Source organism: Stenotrophomonas sp. Nf1 (genome assembly GCF_003028475.1).
GTDB lineage: Bacteria > Pseudomonadota > Gammaproteobacteria > Xanthomonadales > Xanthomonadaceae > Stenotrophomonas.
Window position 1 is genome coordinate 99744 of the sequence record NZ_PYTV01000003.1, and the last position, 16073, is coordinate 115816.

General features: G+C 66.9%; 16 protein-coding genes. 5 read left to right on the forward strand and 11 right to left on the reverse strand.

The annotated features are described in order from the left end of the window. Nucleotides 1-66: 66 nt before the first annotated feature. Genes C9412_RS06975 through C9412_RS06995 form a run of 5 tightly spaced genes read right to left on the reverse strand, consistent with a single transcriptional unit; the run spans nt 67 to nt 2850 of the window. Nucleotides 67-816 carry an Imm52 family immunity protein gene (locus C9412_RS06975; protein WP_107230971.1) on the reverse strand — a complete coding sequence of 250 codons (750 nt, stop codon included), beginning with the start codon at nt 814-816 and terminating at the stop codon, nt 67-69. Next, nucleotides 813-1613, reverse strand: a complete 801-nt coding sequence (locus C9412_RS06980) for a restriction endonuclease fold toxin 5 domain-containing protein (RefSeq protein WP_258190080.1) — start codon at nt 1611-1613, stop codon at nt 813-815. The genes C9412_RS06975 and C9412_RS06980 overlap by 4 nt, the downstream gene beginning before the upstream one ends. 2 nt (nt 1614-1615) lie before the next feature. Then, on the reverse strand, nt 1616-1957 hold the full coding sequence (locus tag C9412_RS06985; RefSeq protein WP_107230972.1) for a hypothetical protein: 342 nt from the start codon (nt 1955-1957) through the stop codon (nt 1616-1618). Continuing rightward, nucleotides 1957-2427 carry a DUF4123 domain-containing protein gene (locus tag C9412_RS06990; RefSeq protein ID WP_107230973.1) on the reverse strand — a complete coding sequence of 157 codons (471 nt, stop codon included), beginning with the start codon at nt 2425-2427 and terminating at the stop codon, nt 1957-1959. The genes C9412_RS06985 and C9412_RS06990 overlap by 1 nt, the downstream gene beginning before the upstream one ends. Then, nucleotides 2428-2850: a PAAR domain-containing protein gene (locus C9412_RS06995; protein ID WP_107230974.1), complete on the reverse strand. Its 423-nt coding sequence runs from the start codon at nt 2848-2850 to the stop codon at nt 2428-2430. Nucleotides 2851-3176: 326 nt separating this feature from the next. On the opposite strand from C9412_RS06995, the gene C9412_RS07000 reads away from it, so the two are divergent. From C9412_RS07000 to pgaD, 5 genes are all read left to right on the forward strand, one after another. Then, nucleotides 3177-4382: an MFS transporter gene (locus C9412_RS07000; protein WP_107230975.1), complete on the forward strand. Its 1206-nt coding sequence runs from the start codon at nt 3177-3179 to the stop codon at nt 4380-4382. 344 nt (nt 4383-4726) lie between these two features. Continuing rightward, entirely contained in the window at nt 4727-6754 is a 2028-nt protein-coding gene (gene pgaA, locus C9412_RS07005; RefSeq protein WP_107230976.1) for a poly-beta-1,6 N-acetyl-D-glucosamine export porin PgaA, read from the forward strand. Nucleotide 6755: 1 nt separating this feature from the next. Continuing rightward, complete coding sequence (gene pgaB, locus C9412_RS07010; RefSeq protein WP_107230977.1) at nt 6756-8642, forward strand: poly-beta-1,6-N-acetyl-D-glucosamine N-deacetylase PgaB; 1887 nt, start codon at nt 6756-6758, stop codon at nt 8640-8642. A 7-nt stretch (nt 8643-8649) separates the two neighbouring features. After that, a complete protein-coding gene (gene pgaC, locus C9412_RS07015) occupies nt 8650-9900 on the forward strand; it encodes a poly-beta-1,6-N-acetyl-D-glucosamine synthase (RefSeq protein ID WP_181358716.1) in 1251 nt (416 codons plus the stop codon). Then, nucleotides 9897-10367, forward strand: coding sequence for a poly-beta-1,6-N-acetyl-D-glucosamine biosynthesis protein PgaD (gene pgaD / locus C9412_RS07020; RefSeq protein ID WP_107230979.1), 471 nt, complete (start codon nt 9897-9899; stop codon nt 10365-10367). Before pgaC ends, pgaD begins: the two co-directional genes overlap by 4 nt. A 135-nt stretch (nt 10368-10502) precedes the next feature. Here the strand turns inward: pgaD and C9412_RS07025 are convergent, their stop codons facing one another. The 6 genes from C9412_RS07025 to C9412_RS07050 are packed head-to-tail and all read right to left on the reverse strand — an operon-like array spanning nt 10503 to nt 16071. Continuing rightward, complete coding sequence (locus tag C9412_RS07025) at nt 10503-11774, reverse strand: glutamate-5-semialdehyde dehydrogenase (protein ID WP_107230980.1); 1272 nt, start codon at nt 11772-11774, stop codon at nt 10503-10505. Next, on the reverse strand, nt 11771-12928 hold the full coding sequence (gene proB, locus C9412_RS07030; RefSeq protein WP_107230981.1) for a glutamate 5-kinase: 1158 nt from the start codon (nt 12926-12928) through the stop codon (nt 11771-11773). The genes C9412_RS07025 and proB overlap by 4 nt, the downstream gene beginning before the upstream one ends. A gap of 11 nt (nt 12929-12939) precedes the next feature. Next, nucleotides 12940-13203 carry a YciI family protein gene (locus C9412_RS07035; RefSeq protein ID WP_103281852.1) on the reverse strand — a complete coding sequence of 88 codons (264 nt, stop codon included), beginning with the start codon at nt 13201-13203 and terminating at the stop codon, nt 12940-12942. After that, a complete protein-coding gene (argH, locus tag C9412_RS07040) occupies nt 13203-14498 on the reverse strand; it encodes an argininosuccinate lyase (RefSeq protein ID WP_107230982.1) in 1296 nt (431 codons plus the stop codon). The genes C9412_RS07035 and argH overlap by 1 nt, the downstream gene beginning before the upstream one ends. Before the next feature lie 20 nt (nt 14499-14518). Further along, entirely contained in the window at nt 14519-15472 is a 954-nt protein-coding gene (argC, locus tag C9412_RS07045) for an N-acetyl-gamma-glutamyl-phosphate reductase (RefSeq protein WP_107230983.1), read from the reverse strand. Next, on the reverse strand, nt 15469-16071 hold the full coding sequence (locus tag C9412_RS07050; RefSeq protein WP_107230984.1) for a GNAT family protein: 603 nt from the start codon (nt 16069-16071) through the stop codon (nt 15469-15471). Before C9412_RS07050 ends, argC begins: the two co-directional genes overlap by 4 nt. Nucleotides 16072-16073: the final 2 nt, after the last annotated feature.

The following is a 16073-nucleotide window of genomic DNA, read 5'->3' on the forward strand; positions in this document are numbered from 1 at the left end:
AAACCGCGCGTCCATGCCACATCCGCCTTCACCCAGCGCACCCGCACCGGTAGGTGGGTGATCTGCTCAGCCCTTGAGGTTGGGATCTGTCACTGGCAACAGGTCGTAGCTGGCCAGATCCATTTCGACGCGGTGCACCTTGTCGACCTGCGCGTCGTCGGTGGGGTCAAACACCCCTGGCACTGAGACAATGACCGTGCCTTGGCCATCAACCGGATGGACCGAGTGTGCGTCGCGGATCTGAGCGTGGGTGATCTGCGCGGGCACGAAGCCCATCCAGCCAAAGAACTCGCGGTGTTGATACAAGCGTCGGCTCATCTGATATGTCACAAGGCCCTTCTCGGGCGTTCTGGCTTTGACATTCGTACAGGCGAACGTCGGCCGCAATGCCTTCACCAGCTCGATCAGCACATTGAGCACTAGCAGAGACGTCGCGTCCCCAAACGGCTCAAGACCCTCAATACTGAAAGCATTAAATCCAGTTGTCGGGTCCAACTGGAGCACAACCACTCCCGGTTTACGCCAGTCGCGGTCGTTGTCGACATTCGCGAGACTCAAGGACGCGCCGAGTTCCGCACAGTCACCAAATCGCTGGCGACGCTTCTCGACATCCCGTTCCATCCGAGTCAAGAGCTCTTCCGAATCATTCAAGGAAAGAGTCTTCTCTTTCTGACTCGAGGGAAGCGCATACCACCCTTTCATTAATGGATGCATCCGCGCCAGTTTCTCAGTTATCTCCACAGCTACTCGCAGAACTTCGTGCGGAGATTTCGCGACAGGCGCTGTCCAAAGATCGGCTTGGGCTCGGATGATCATATACCACCTCCCGGAAATGGCTCATATCTGCAAATCAACGGGTCAAGCCGAGCAAATTCAATAGCTGCTGCCATTGCCCTTCCCTCCATGAAGCACCAAACAAGCCTTCCTTGAGGCTCAGCGATCGCAATCGCCGCGCGCTGCCGAATCATCTGCTCCCTCCATGGCTGAAAGACACTGGGCACCACAAACCTGTACTTCGGCTTTTCTTCTTCATCAAGAAAATGCTCATACCTCCCCTTCGCCTCCACCACCGTGCAGTCCTTCAACCAGAACCCATCAAACTCACAGGCGTTGAAATGCCATTCCTGCACGGTGCGTGAGAACCCATCGCGCTCAAGGTAGTCAAACAACGTATCCACCGAGAACAACCGCCGATCAGGATCCGCCTTGTCGGCGACCATGAAACCAAACCGCAGCGGCGCCGAGCGCAGGTTGGCGATGTACAACTGATACTCGTAATTGATCAGATTGCTTTGGGTCACATAGCGCGGGGTAAGGGGTGGACCGACGAACCCCTCCTTCAGCAGGCACTCGTTGCACGCGGTCTCGTCGGGCATCTGCGAGCAGTCCACCTCCCGCGCCTTGACCTTCGGCTCAGCGCGCGCATCCGGCTTGGCTTCACCGCGCACCCGCCGCTGGATGCCATCCACCACATCGCGAATGCCATCGACCACGTCACCGGTGGTCGGCCCACCGTAGGGTTCCACCGGATGGCCGTCTTCATCCACGCCGCCGTTGCCGCCTCCCATGCCGGGCCCAAGCCAAGGCCGCGGGCCGATGATTCTGGTGCCCATCGTTACTCCTCGTGTCCTGCCAGATTCGACAGCAGATCAGCTGCTGCCAGATTCGGATCCTTCGCAGTGCGCATCCACATATCCGCGGCCGGGACGGCCCGCAAACCGCGCGTCCATGCCACATCCGCCTTCACCCAGCGCACCAGCACCGGCAGGTGGGTGATGCGCAGCACGTAGGCGGCATGGTCATGGCTTTGCACTACCTCATCCATCAATGCGCCATCGCTCAGATGACCCACCCTGCCGGGGTACTCCTCGCGAATCTCCCGGCACAACAACGGGAAAAAGGTGGAGGGGTCAGGCAGACGCAGCAGGGCCTCCTGCTCTTCGTTGATCTCAAACATCAACCGGTCTCCGCTGCATACAGCGCGTCACGTTCCAAGGCGTAGTGCTGGCCCAGCATCTGGAAGCGCCACTGCCGCAGCGGGCCCATCAGCTGCCTGCGCTGCTGCAGCGTGAACGCCCGCTGCAAGCGCAGGAACACGCGACCATCCCAGTAGCGCAGCAGCGCCAGCTTGTCGCTGGGACGGCGCAGGTCCAGGCAGGCTTCCAGGTGCTGGAACACAGTTTCAAATCCGGCGTCGCTGCTGAGCCAGGCCACGACCGGCTTGTTCATTTCCAGCGCGCGCAACCATCCATCCACCGGGGTCTGGTGCTGCGCGGGCAACTGGATCAGCCAAGGCCCGAGGCTGGCGTGCGCCGCCTCGGGCTGGCGTGCCAACAGGGCCCGGTGCGGCAGGTCCTGCGCATACCAGGCCAGCGCCTTGGCCGTGTCGGCGTAGGCCGCTGCATCGACAATCACGTATCGGTTCATTCAGCGCCCCAGGAAGGTCGCGCCGGAGCGCGAAGCGGCCAGCAGGCACGCCTCGCACACAGGCGGCTTGCCGGCCTGCGGCAGTACCGGCAACGGGGCCGGCTCCGAGGCGGCAGCGGCGGGCCTGGCACTGTCCGCCCCGCCACCTTCGCCGCCCATGTCCGCATGGACGCGGGATTGCTTGCCGGACATCAGCGAGCAGCCGCACGAGAGCCGGTCGCCGTGGCGCGCCGCGGGCTGGCCTTCAAACGTCAGCGTGATGTCGCCGCTGACGATGGATGCCACGCACTGGTGCTTGGGGCAGGTGGCCCTGTCGCCCACCCGCGCAACGGGCATGCCCTCGATGTCGGTCGCGGGGGAGCCGGTGATGACCCTGCCACCGCCGGTGGTCGCATCACCGACCACAATCAACGTCCTTGCCACTCTGTAATCCTTCCGCCCTGGAGGTGGCCCGAACCTAGCAACGCCCCGACACCGCGCGCACTTCAACGCGGCGTCGAGCACAGCGTGCCTCCCGCATCAGCATGGGCGCAGGCTGCGCACCGCAAGGGTTTGCCTGAATTGCGGCGAATACGTGACGCACATCAGCCGCCGCCCTCCAGCGATGCAGATCGCGACAAATCGCGCCGACAGGACCGGGCCCCGCCAGCCACGTACAATGGCGCCTCCCCCACCCTGCCGCGTCGGCGTAGACCGATGCCGGCCCTGCATGCCAGCACTCCGGCGTGCGTCACCTGCAAGGACCACCGATGAGCTCCTCCCCTTCCGATTCGCCGTCGCTGCTGCACGGGCGCCTGCTCGCCTTCGCCGCGATCCTGCTGGCCGCAGTCAACCTGCGCACCGCCGTCACCTCGATCACGCCGCTGCTGGACGTGCTCGGCCAGCAGTTCGGCTTCGGCACCACCATGACCGGCGTGCTGGGCATGCTGCCGACCGCCTCGTTCGCCTTGTTCGGCGTGGCCACGCCGGCCCTGGCACGGCGCCTGGGCCTGGAGCGCACCACGCTGCTGGCGATGGTGATGGCGATGGCCGGCCTGCTGCTGCGCTCCAGCGCCGGCAATGTCGGCACGCTGCTGCTGGGTTCGGTGCTGGCGCTGGCCGGAATGGGCATCGGCAACGTGGTGGTGCCGCCGCTGGTGAAGCGCTACTTCGCCAACAAGGTCGGCACCATGAGCACGCTCTACATCAGCGTGCTGCAGCTGGGCACGATGCTGCCGGCGCTGCTGGCGGTGCCGGTGGCCAACGCGGCCGGCTGGCGCGTGTCGCTGGGCATGTGGGCACTGCTGGCGCTGGCCGCCGCGCTGCCGTGGCTGATGCTGGCCCGGCGCGCGCCGAAGCCGCAGGCCGATGTCACCGACCCCACCGCGCAGCCACATGGCAAGGTCTGGCGCACGTCGCTGGGCTGGAGCATGACGCTGATGTTCGGCATGACCTCGCTGATGACCTATTCGATGTTCACCTGGCTGCCGCGCATCGTGGTCGAGGCCGGTGGCTCGCCGGCCTTCGGCGGGGTGATGGTGGCGGTGTTCTCGGCGCTGGGCCTGCTGCCCTCGCTGGTCATTCCGTCGATGGCGGTGCGCCTGCAGAACCCGTTCCCGCTGGTGCTGATCGGCTTCTTCTCGTTCGTGATCGCCTTCACCGGCCTGCTGCTGGCACCGATGAAGGCCCCGCTGCTGTGGGCTTGCCTGCTCGGCGTCGGCCCGTCCACCTTCCCGCTGGCACTGACCCTGATCAACCTGCGCACGCGTACCCCCACCGGCTCGGCGGCGCTGTCCGGCTTCATGCAGGGCGTGGGCTACAGCTTCAGCTGCCTGGGGCCGTTCCTGGTCGGCTGGCTGCACACCGTCAGCGACGGCTGGACGCTCCCATTCAGCTTCCTGTTCGGCTGCGCCACGCTGATGCTGTGCGCCTCCTGGGTGGCCTGCAAGCCGCGCAAGCTGGAAGACCTCTGGTAAGCCGTACCGGCCGCCTTGGCCGGTCCCGTCGGCCGCTTACCCACCTTTCCGGGAAATTTGACGCGCAACTGACAATTCCGGGCGGATAGTGCCCACGAGTGCCCAACCTTGCCGCGTGTCGGCATTGGGCATGGGGGCGGCCCGGCCGCCCAGGCCACCACTCGGTGTGCGGGGGATTCTCGTTCAAGACATGACATCGCGGGTCGCTGTCCGGGTTGTACCCGTCCTGACTGGGCGGGAGTGCACGAAGGGAGTGACGCAGGGCACGGCCATCCAGAAATCTGGCATGTGATGTGCGTCACAGTTTTCACGGTTGTCTGGTCAGGAAGCCAAGGGGGTCCCCAATGGTCGTCCACCGCCGGCTGGCGCTCTGCGTCGGCCTCGCCTGCTCCGCGCTGGCCTGGGCCAGCAGTGCCGCGCCGCCGGACCGCGAGGCGGCGCTGGCCGAGATCGGCCGCTACCGTGACCAGGCCCGCTGGCTGGACGCGCTGGGCGCGATCGAACGTGCGAGCCAACAACAGCCCAATGACGACCTGCTGTTCAAACTGCGCGTCCTGACCCTGGGCGACATCGGCAATGCGTGGCGCGCCTGGGAGCTTTACCAGCAGCGGCCGCAGCTGTTCGACGATGCCCAGAAGCAACGCCTGGAGGGCGACTATCTGGCCAAGCTGGTGGTCTGGAGCCTGGCCTACAGCCGCAGCGAAGACAGCCGCCTGGAAGAGGCCGAATCCACGCTGGCGCGCATGCAGCGCTATCTTGGCGGCGAAGGCACGCCACCGGCCCAGGCCCCGCTGCGCATCCGCATGGACCGCCTGATCCTGCTCAACCGGCTGGGGCGCCATGCCCAGGTGCGCGAAGAAGCACGCGCCCTGCAGGCCGAGGGTCACACGCTGCCCGACTACGTGCTGCCTGCGGTGGGCGATTCACTGATGGGAACGCTGCAGCCGCAGGAAGCCATTCCGGTGCTGCAGGCTGCGGTGGCCGGCGACCCCACGCGCGATGCCTCGCACTCGCAACTGGCCTACGCCTACCTGGAAAGCGAGCAGCAGGAGAAAGCCATTGAGCTGTTGCAGGCGTGGCGTGACAAGGAACCGGCCTGGCGCTGGAGCAATGGCAAATCGCCGTATGCGAACTGGTCGCGCTACGAGGCCGACCTGAATCTGGCGATGGTGCGCGCCTACAGCGGCGACCTGTCCACCGCGCAGCACGACCTGGAATCGATGGTGGATATCGCGCCGGGCAACGGCGGCCTGCAGAGCGCATTGGGCAGCGTGTACATGATGCGCGGCTGGCCACGCCGGGCCCTGCAGCGGCAGCAGATGGCGCACGCGCTCGACCCGCGTGACGTGGAAGCGCGACTGGGCATGGAAGAGGCCTACGTCGCCCTGCAGCGCGATGACCTGGCCCGACCGCTGCACGACGATCTGGTCGCGCGCTACCCGACCCAGCCGGCGGTGCAGCGCATGGACCAGGCATGGCGCGTGCATCGCGGGTGGCAGGTGCAGGCATGGACCGACATCGGGCGCAGCTCCGGTGGTGGCGGCACCTCGCCCCTGGGCAACAACGATCGTCACTATGGCGTGGAAGTGCAGTCGCCGATCCTGGACGACCGCTGGCGGCTGTTTGCCTTTGCCGACCGGCGCTCGGTCGACTTCCAGGACCAGCGCATCGACCCGCTCTGGCTCGGCGCAGGTGTGCGCTACCGCTTCGGCCAGCTGGATGCGGAAGCGGCCGTGCTGCGTGCCAACGACCATGTGGGTGATACCGGCCTGCGCGCCGGCGTGGGTTGGCAGTTCAACGACTACTGGCACGCCGGCCTGGCGGCCGCGCGCAATGATCCGGAAGCATCGATGCAGGCGCGCGTTGCCGGCATCACCGCCGACAGCCTGAGCGCGCGGGTGGACTACCGGCGCAGTGAGCTGACCCACTGGATGTTCGGCGCCAGCCGTTTCCGCTACGACGACGGCAATCATCGCGAGCTGTTCAGTACCGCCCTCGAGCAGCGCCTGCTGACCCGGCCGCGCTGGCTGGTCGACGGCCTGGCCAGTGCCTACACCAGTCGCGGCAGCCGCGATGATGCGCCCTATTTCAACCCGTCACGCGACCGCATGGTCGAGATCGGGCTGCGCATCGACCAGCAACTGTGGCGGCACTACGAACGCCACTTCCGGCACCGGCTGACGGTTTCGCTGGGGGACTACTGGCAGGACGGCTTCGGCAGCGCGCTGGTGCCATCGGTGTCCTACCAGCATGAGTGGCAACTGGGGCCGGGCCGTGTGTTCGAGTACGGCGTGCGCTGGTCGCGGCCGGTCTACGACGGCCACCGCGAACGCCATCTCGGCTTCGAAGCCGCATTGCGCTGGGGAGACTGACATGGCCCGCATCCTGCGACTGATCCTGCTGCTGTTGTTCAGCACCGCACCGACCGCACTGGCACAACAGGCCGCGCATCTCGATGCGGCCGACAACGGGCTGCTGATCCTCAGCTACCACGATATCCGCGACCAGGTGGCCGCCAAGGGCGATGCCGATACCTACGCGGTAAGCACGCAGAACTTCGCCGCACACCTGGACTGGCTGGGGGCGCATGGCTACCACCCGGTGTCGCTGTCGCAGGTGATCGATGCTTCGCAGGGCCGCGCCACGCTGCCACCGCAGCCGGTGCTGCTGACCTTCGATGACGGCCTGCGCAGTGTCTACGACAAGGCGTTCCCGCTGCTGCAGGCCTATCGCTACCCGGCCCTGGTGGCGGTGATCACCGACTACATGGACATGGCGCCGGGGCGCACCATCGACTACGGCTACCGCCCGTTCGGCCACGACGATTTCCTCACCTGGGCGCAGCTGAAGCAGATGCATGACAGCGGCCTGATCGAAGTGGCCAGCCATACCGACAACCTGCACCATGGCGTGCTTGCCAATCCGCAGGGAAACTCCACTCCGGCCGTCGTGACCCGGGTCTACTCGCCTTCCACGCGCAGCTATGAGACCGAGACGCAGTACGAGCAGCGCCTGCGCGCCGACCTGACCCGCAGTGCGCAGCGGATCGAGCAGCACCTTGGCGTACGCCCCCGCGCGATCGTGTGGCCATACGCGGCCTACAACCAGCTGAGCAACGACATCGCCGAGCAGCTGGGCATGCCGGTGTCGTTCGACCTGGAGGGGCGCAGCACACCGGTCACCCGTGACCTGCACGGCCTGGCGCGTTTCCTGGTCAGCGACAACCCGACCGTGGAAGGACTGGCATTCGAACTGCGCCGCGACGCGGCACTCGATGGCATCCGCGCCCTGCAGATCGACCTGGATGATGTGTATGACCCCAACCCGGCGCAGCAGGCGCGCAACCTCGACGCACTGATCGAACGGGTCAAGCGCATCGCACCCACCCACGTCTACCTGCAGGCCTTCGCCGACGCCGACGGCAACAACACCGCCGATGCGCTGTACTTCCCCAATCGCCACATGCCGATGCGCGCGGACCTGTTCAGCCGCGTGGCCTGGCAGCTGAAATCCCGCGCAGGGGTGAAGGTGTATGCGTGGTTGCCGGTGCTGGGCTTCGAACTGCCCGACCCGGTGCAGCGCAAGGCATTGGCCATCCACAACGGCGATGCCGATGGCATGTACCGGCTGGACTTCACCAACCCGAAGGCGCGCCAGATCATGCTCGACCTCTACGAGGACCTGGCGGTCAATTCCTACTTCGAAGGCCTGCTGTTCCACGACGATGGCTACCTGCGCGACACCGAGCTGCCGTCGCTGCCGGCGGGGAGCGATGGCAGCGCGCGCACCCAGGCGCTGATCGACTTCACCCTGGCCCTGCGCGACCGCGCGCAACGCTGGCGGCCGAAACTGGCCACCGTGCGCAACCTGTATGCCGAACCGGTGCTGCGCCCGCAGAGCGAAGCCTGGTTCGCGCAACGCCTGGACCTGTTCAACAAGGCCTACGACCAGACCGCGCTGATGGCGATGCCGTGGATGGAGGGCAGCAAGCATCCGGAACGCTGGCTTGACCAGCTGCTGGCCGCCGTACGCCGCCACGATCCACAACTGCAGCACACGCTGTTCGAGCTGCAGACCGTCGACTGGCGCACGGGCCAGCCGATTCCCGCCGACCGCCTGCGCGCGCAGATCCGCCAGCTGCAGGCACAGGGTGTGCACCACTTCGCCTGGTACCCGGATGACTTCATCGCCGACCAGCCCTCCACCCACGATGCCCGTGCGGCCATGTCCGCCGGCAACTTCCCGTATCCGGAGAAGTGACGTGGACATGCATCCGTTGCTGCTGATCCTGTTCCAGTTCGCCTTCTACTACCCGATGGTGATGGCGTTCTTCTGGATGTCCGGCGGCCTGTACTACTACTACCGCCGCGAACGCCATTCGCGCCCACGCAGCGACCCACCGCTGATGGTCGATCCGCCATTTGCGACCCTGCTGATTCCCTGCCACAACGAATCGGAGAATCTTGACGACACCCTCGGCGCAGCGCTCAACCAGCGCTACCCGACCGATTACGAGGTGATCGCCATCGATGACGGCAGCAGTGACGACACCGGTGCGCGCCTGGACGCGCTGGCGGCCCAGCACCCGCGGCTGCGCGTGCTGCACCTGGACCGCAATCTGGGCAAGGCCAACGCGTTGCGCATGGGCGCGCTGGCGGCGCGTTCGGAGTACCTGGTGTGCATCGACGGCGATGCCATGCTGGAGGAACACGCACTGCACTGGATGGTCTGGCACCTGGTCAGCGGCAACCGGGTCGGCGCGGTCACCGGCAATCCGCGCATCCGCAACCGCTCCACCCTGCTGGGCCGCCTGCAGGTGGCCGAGTTCTCCTCCATCATCGGCATGATCAAGCGGGCGCAGCGCGTGTACGGGCGCATCTTCACCATTTCCGGGGTGATTGCCGGCTTCCGTCGCACCGCATTGCACCAGGTGGGCTGGTGGTCGGACGACATGGTGACCGAAGACATCGACATCAGCTGGCGCCTGCAGCGCGGGCACTGGGACATTCGTTACGAGCCCAACGCCCTGTGCTTCATCCTGATGCCGGAAACACTGAAGGGATTGTGGCGGCAGCGCCTGCGCTGGGCGCAGGGCGGCGTGGAAGTCATGCTTCGCCACGCCCGCTCTCTGCTGAACTGGCGCGAGCGCCGGATGTGGGGCGTGCTGCTGGAGTACGTACTGAGCGTGATCTGGGCCTACACGATGCTGTTCATCGTCGTGCTGTGGGTGCTGGGCAAGTTCTTCCCGATGCCGCCCCAGCTGTACATCGCCAGCCTGCTTCCCCAATGGCATGGCGTGATCCTGGCGCTGGTCTGCCTGCTGCAGTTCGCCAGCAGTCTGATCATCGACCGGCGTTACGAAACACAGATTGGACGCAACTACTTCTGGGTCATCTGGTACCCGATGGCGTACTGGCTGATCAGCCTTTCCACCACCCTGGTGGCGTTGCCGAAGACGCTGCTGCGACGCCGTCGCAAGCGCGCCACCTGGACCAGCCCTGATCGGGGAATACGATGAACGCACAGCACCCGTCCAACCGATTCGATTCGCGGATGATCCGCAAGCCACACCGCCAGCCGCGGTTCCAGCGCACAGCCTGGGGATTTGTCACCCTGGCGTTCTGGGGCTTCTACTTCTACCTGTGGGCACCCCTGGTGACGCTGGTGTCGTGGCTGGTCGGCGGCCAGATGGCATGGCAGCAGCTGTATGAGCGGCAGAACCAGTTCGACCCCTACGTGCTGGTGGCGTTGCCGGTGATGCTGTTGTGCGCCAGTGTGCTGCTGATCAGCTGGGCCGAGTACAACCGTGCGCGCTTCCGCGGGCGGGACCGGCGACTGCCGCGGCCGCTGGCCAGCCTCAACGAGGTGGCCGCGGACCTGGGCGCCAGTACCGGCCTGGCCGAGCGCCTGGCCCAGTGCAAGGCCGCGACGCTGCACATGGACGAGCACGCCCGTCCGGCCGGCATCCGCCGCGAAGTGGTGTAGCCGGACAGCCCAGTGGGTGCCGACCTTGGTCGGCGTTTGCTTTGGTAGCTGCCGACCTTGGTCGGCAGGAGACTTGTGCGCCGACCAAGGTCGGCAGCTACCAGAAGCAACCAGTGATACTGGCGCAGCCGGCGCTCAGCGGCGGGTCTGCCCGTCGCCGCGCACCACAAAGCGTTCGACGGTGAGCGCTTCCAGCCCCATCGGCCCGTACGCATGCAGGCGCGTGGTGGAAATGCCGATCTCGCTGCCGAGTCCCAGCTGGCCACCGTCGGAGAAGCGCGACGATGCATTGACCATCACCACCGCCGAGCGCAGCGCATTGACGAAGCGCTCGGCGTTGCCGCTGTCTTCAGTGGCGATCACTTCGGTATGGTCGGAGGTGTACGTACGGATGTGCGCGATGGCTGCATCCAGATCATCGACCACGCGCACCGCCAGCACCAGATCAAGGAACTCGGCAGCGTAGTCGTCTTCGGTGGCCAGCGTGCTGCCCGGCAACAGGGGCTGGGCATCCGCATCGGCACGCAGCTGCACGCCGCGCTCGCCGAGCGCCTGCGCCACGCGCGGCAGGAACGACCCGGCGATGTCACGGTGCACCAGCAACGTTTCCAGCGAATTGCAGGCCGCAGGACGACTGCACTTGCCATCCACCAGCAGATCCAGGGCCTTGCCGGCATCGGCACTGGCATCGACGAACAGGTGGCAGACGCCCTTGTAGTGCTTGATCACCGGCACCCGCGCATGCTCGGCAACGAAACGGATCAGGCCTTCGCCGCCGCGCGGAATCGCCAGGTCGATCAGTTCGTGCAGCTGCAGCAGCTCCAGCATGGCTTCGCGGCGCAGGTCGGTCAGCACGGTCACCGCCGCCGGCGGTACGCCGTTGGCCTGCAAGGCACCGGCCAGCGCGTGGGCGATGGCGGTGTTGGAATGGATCGCTTCGGAACCGCCGCGCAGGATCACGCCATTGCCGGCCTTCAGGCACAGCGCCGCCGCTTCGGCGGTCACGTTCGGGCGCGCCTCGTAGATCATCGCGATCACGCCCAACGGCACGCGCACCTTCTGCACGCGGATGCCGTTCGGACGCACGTCATCGCGGGTCACCTGACCGACCGGATTGGGCAGCCCAGCCACTTCGCGCACGGCCTCGGCCATCGCGAACAGGCGCGGCGGGTCCAGTGCCAGGCGATCGAGCATGGCACTGCCCACACCCTTGTCGCGCGCCGCCGCCAGATCGCGTGCGTTGCCAGCCAGGATCAACCCGGCGTTCACTTCCAGCGCCTGTGCCATGCCCAGCAGCAGCGCGCGCCGGGAATCACTGTCGAGGCCGGCAACCACCTGGGCCGCGTCACGGCAGGCCCGCGCCTGCGCTTGGATGTCGCTCATCGGAATATCCTTCAAACCGGTCATGGCAGCACCAGGTCGTCGCGATGGACGACACTGCCACCGTAGTTGTAGCCGAGCACGGCCTGGATGTCGCGCGAATGGCGGCCTGCGATGCGGCGCACGTCATCGGCCGCGTACTGGCTGACGCCACGGGCGATGCACACCCGCCCCTGCGGTGCGTCCCAGCACACCTGCACCATGTCGCCACGGCGGAACGTCCCCTCCGCACCGGTGATGCCGCCGGGCAGCAGCGAGGCGCCCTTCTCGCGCATCGCCTGTGCCGCACCGGCATCGATCAGGATCGCGCCTTCGGCCAGCGGTGCGTGGCGCAGCCAGTGCTTGCGGGCCGCTTCGCGGCTGCGTGCGGCATGGATGCGGGTACCGAACAGGCGATCCTGTGCCAGCGCGCGTACCACCTCGCCACTGCGGCCGTTGAACAGATAGGTTTCGATGCCGAGGCGACCGGCCTTCGCCGCCGCCTCCAGCTTGGTGCGCATGCCACCGGTGCCAGCGCGCGAGCCCGCGCCGCCGGCCATCGCCAGCACCTCATCACTCAGCTCTGCCACATCGTGCAGCGGCCGTGCGTCGGCCACGCTGCGCGGGTCGGCGCTGTACAGCCCATCGATGTCGGTAGCGATGAACAGCGCATCGGCATCGACCAGCGCGGCCACCGTCGCGGCCAGGTTGTCGTTGTCGCCGAGCTTGAGCTCGTCCACCGACACGGTGTCGTTCTCGTTGACCACCGGCAGCGCGCCCAGCCGCAACAGCTCGCTGAGTGTGGCGCGTGCATTGAGATAACGGCGGCGGTTGCGCAGGTCGTCGTGGGTCAGCAGCACCTGCGCCACCGGGCGCTCGAAGAAGCGCTGCCAGAGCCCGATCAGCTGCGCCTGGCCCAGCGCTGCCAGAGCCTGGCGTGCGGCCATCGCCGCGCCAGGCTCGTCGGCACGCGGCAGGATCGCGCGACCGGCCGCCACCGCGCCGGACGAAACGATCACCACCTCGCGCCCGGCCAGCACGTTGGCCGAGACAAACTGGGCCAGGCCCAGCGCATACCGCGGCGACAGGCCACCGCCATCGGCGGCCAGCAGGCTGCTGCCCACTTTCAGCACCGCACGCCGCCACGGCGGCAGCGCCTGTTCCGGGAACGGCGAAGCAACGTGGCTGGCATGCAGGGTCATCAGTCAGGGCCTCAGCGGGTGTTCCATTCGTGCACGGTCAGGTCGGAGGCCTGCATCGTCACCAGCGGATCGGTGGCGACGATGGCCTGCGCCTGCGCCAGGCTGTCCACGTTGCACAGCACATAGGCGCCACCACTGCCATCAGCGAAGCCGCCGGTCAGCTGCAGCTTGCCCTGCGCCTGCAACGCATCAAGGAAGTCGCGGTGCGGCTGCACGGCCGCCGCGTTGAAATCAGGCCGGCGCATGGCCAGCACCAGGTAGACGGTGCCCGCCATCAGGACAGCGCCTGCCAGCGTGCGCGCAGTTCATCCAGGCGCAGATCGGCCGCCGAGCCCGGCGACACGCGTGCGGCCAGACTGCCCTCCGGCGTGCGCCCCTGCCCTGCACTGTCGGCACCGGCCGCCGCGGCCTTGTAGGCCTCGCGGAACGGCACACCGGCCACGGCCGCTTCCACCGCCACATCGGTGGCATACATGCCCGAGTCGATGGCCGCGCGCAGTTTGTCATCGCGCCATTCCAGATTGGCCAGCAGCGCCGGCAGCAGCTCCAGCGCGGCCAGGCCACGGCCGAAACCGTGGAAGATGGCACCCTTGGACGACTGCAGGTCGCGGTGATAGCCCGACGGCAGCGACAGCAGCTGCTCGATCTCGGTGCGCGCAGCGGCCACGCTGGCGTGGGTGGCACGCATCAGCTCGATCACATCCGGGTTGCGCTTGTTGGGCATGATCGAGCTGCCGGTGGTGTACTGCGCCGGCAACGCAACAAAGCCGAACTCGGCGCTGGTGAACAGCGACAGGTCCCAGGCGATGCGGCGCAGGTCCAGCGTGGCACCACCGAGCGCTTCCAGCGCAGCCAGCTCGAACTTGCCGCGCGACAGCTGCGCATAGATCGGCGAGATCTGCATGCGCGCGAAGCCGAGCGCGGCGGTGGTGTGCTCACGGTCCAGCGGCAGGTTCACGCCGTAGCCGGCGGCCGTGCCGAGCGGATTGGCATCCACCAGTGCATGGGTGTCGCGCGCGCGGATGGCGTTGTCGATGAAGGCTTCGGCCCAACCGGCCCACCACATCCCGGCCGAGGACACCACGGCACGCTGGATGTGGGTATAACCGGGAATCGGCAGATCCTTCTCGGCCTGCGCACGGTCCAGTGCAACCTTGGCCACGTCGGTACTGACCTGCGCCACGCGCTGCAGCTTCTCTTTCAGCCACAGGCGGGTGGCCACCAGGATCTGGTCGTTGCGGCTGCGGCCGGTGTGGATCTTGCGGCCGGCATCGCCGAGGCGCTCGGTAAGGCGGGCTTCGATGGCCGAGTGACCATCTTCGTACTGCGTGTCCAGCACGAAGCGGCCGTCGCGGAAGTCCTGCGCCAGCACCTCCAGTTCGCGCAGCAGTCCAGCCAGCTCGTCGGCACTGAGGATGCCGATGTGCTGCAGGCCCTGCGCATGCGCGGCGCTGGCGGCGATGTCGTGCAGGAAGAACTCGCGGTCGAGGATCACGTCGTCGCCGGCGAGGAAGGTCTGGATCTGGGCGTCGACAGCGACGCCGGGCTTCTGCCAAAGAAGGTCTGCCATGGGGGCTCCGAAATACGTGTTCAGTGCGGGATCGACGTCAGTTCGTCGATGCCCAGCGCGAGATTGAGGTTCTGCATGGCCTGGGTGGCCGCGCCCTTGAGCAGGTTGTCCAGGGTCGCCACCACCACCACCCGCTTGCCGCCCGGGGCCAGGGTGAAGCCACCGACCTGGGCGCCATGGTGGCCGGCGATGCGGCTGACCCACGGCGCTTCGTCCACCACCTCGATCAGCGGTTCGCCGGCATAGGCCTGCTGGTAGCGTTCGACGATCTGTTCGCGGGTCTGCGCACGGTTCAGCCACAGGTTCGCGGTCAGCGTGATGCCACGGAAGTGCGGCGCGACGTGCGGCATGAACTCGACGGCCACGCCCAGCTGCACCGACACCTCGCGCTCATGCACGTGGTTGGTCAGCGCATACGGCATCAGGTTGTCGGCCAGCAGTTCAACATTGTTCTTGTCCGATGGCGTGGTGCCGGCGCCGGAGTAACCGGACACACCAAAGCACTGCGGCGGACCGGCCAGCAGGTCCAGCAGCGGATGCACCGCCAGCTGCATCGCGGTGGCATAGCAGCCCGGATTGCTGATGTGCTTCTGGCCGTTGTAGCGGCCGCGGGTCAGTTCCGGCAGGCCGTAATACCAGCTGTGGTCGAAGCGGTAATCGGCCGACAGGTCGACGATGACGGTGTCCGGCTTGGCCGCTTCCAGCGCGGCCACGAACGGGGCGGCCAGGCCATTGGGCAGGGCCAGGATCACCGCATCCACGCCCTTGGCCGCCACGGCATCGGCGTCCAGGTTCTCGTACCGCAGCTCACCCTGGAATTCCGGATGGTGATCGGCCAGGCGCTGCCCGGCGCGCTCGCGCGAGGACACAAAGGCCAGTTCCAGGCGCGGGTGCGCGGCCACCAGCTTGATCAGCTCGGCGCCGGTATGGCCGCGGGCACCGACGATGCCCAGGGTGAAAGTCGAATCGTTCATGCGTGACTGTCCAGGCGGTACTGCAGGTGGCGCTTCACGCCCTGCCATTCCGCATCGATGATGGAGAAGATGACGGTGTCGCGCGGCGTGCCGTCGGCATGCCGCTTGTGGTTGCGCAGCACGCCATCCTGCTTGGCGCCGAGACGGGCAATGGCGGTGCGCGAAGTGGCGTTGAACCAGCTGGTTTCCAGCACCACGCTGATGCAGCCCAGCACCTCGAAGGCGTGCTGCAGCAGCAACAGCTTGGCTTCGGTGTTGGCGCCGGTGCGCTGTACGCGCGGCGCGTACCAGGTGTAGCCGAGGCTGAGTCTGGGCACGCTGGCATCCAGATCGTAGAAACGGGTGCTGCCGACGATGTCACCGGCCGCATCACGGATCACGAACGGCAGCACCTTGCCTTCGGCCTGCGCCTGCAGCGCGGCCTGCACATAGGCCTCGGTGCGCTCCGGCGTCGGCACCTGGGTGTACCAGAGCTGGTCCAGCCCGCTGCCCTCCAGCGCAGCACGCAGGCCGGGCACGTGCTCATCCTGCAACGGCTGCAACGACACGTGCTGGCCACGCAGGGTGGGTACCAGGTTCCAGGCGTCCGGGTTGTTCATCG

Bases quoted from the DNA above. Each gene is read 5' to 3' on its own strand.
- C9412_RS06975 (WP_107230971.1), bottom strand. From the start codon at position 816: ATGATCATCCGAGCCCAAGCCGATCTTTGGACAGCGCCTGTCGCGAAA.
- C9412_RS06980 (WP_258190080.1), bottom strand. From the start codon at position 1,613: ATGGGCACCAGAATCATCGGCCCGCGGCCTTGGCTTGGGCCCGGCATG.
- C9412_RS06985 (WP_107230972.1), bottom strand. From the start codon at position 1,957: ATGTTTGAGATCAACGAAGAGCAGGAGGCCCTGCTGCGTCTGCCTGAC.
- C9412_RS06990 (WP_107230973.1), bottom strand. From the start codon at position 2,427: ATGAACCGATACGTGATTGTCGATGCAGCGGCCTACGCCGACACGGCC.
- C9412_RS07000 (WP_107230975.1), top strand. From the start codon at position 3,177: ATGAGCTCCTCCCCTTCCGATTCGCCGTCGCTGCTGCACGGGCGCCTG.
- pgaA (WP_107230976.1), top strand. From the start codon at position 4,727: ATGGTCGTCCACCGCCGGCTGGCGCTCTGCGTCGGCCTCGCCTGCTCC.
- pgaB (WP_107230977.1), top strand. From the start codon at position 6,756: ATGGCCCGCATCCTGCGACTGATCCTGCTGCTGTTGTTCAGCACCGCA.
- pgaC (WP_181358716.1), top strand. From the start codon at position 8,650: ATGCATCCGTTGCTGCTGATCCTGTTCCAGTTCGCCTTCTACTACCCG.
- pgaD (WP_107230979.1), top strand. From the start codon at position 9,897: ATGAACGCACAGCACCCGTCCAACCGATTCGATTCGCGGATGATCCGC.
- C9412_RS07025 (WP_107230980.1), bottom strand. From the start codon at position 11,774: ATGACCGGTTTGAAGGATATTCCGATGAGCGACATCCAAGCGCAGGCG.
- proB (WP_107230981.1), bottom strand. From the start codon at position 12,928: ATGACCCTGCATGCCAGCCACGTTGCTTCGCCGTTCCCGGAACAGGCG.
- C9412_RS07035 (WP_103281852.1), bottom strand. From the start codon at position 13,203: ATGGCGGGCACCGTCTACCTGGTGCTGGCCATGCGCCGGCCTGATTTC.
- argH (WP_107230982.1), bottom strand. From the start codon at position 14,498: ATGGCAGACCTTCTTTGGCAGAAGCCCGGCGTCGCTGTCGACGCCCAG.
- argC (WP_107230983.1), bottom strand. From the start codon at position 15,472: ATGAACGATTCGACTTTCACCCTGGGCATCGTCGGTGCCCGCGGCCAT.
- C9412_RS07050 (WP_107230984.1), bottom strand. From the start codon at position 16,071: ATGAACAACCCGGACGCCTGGAACCTGGTACCCACCCTGCGTGGCCAG.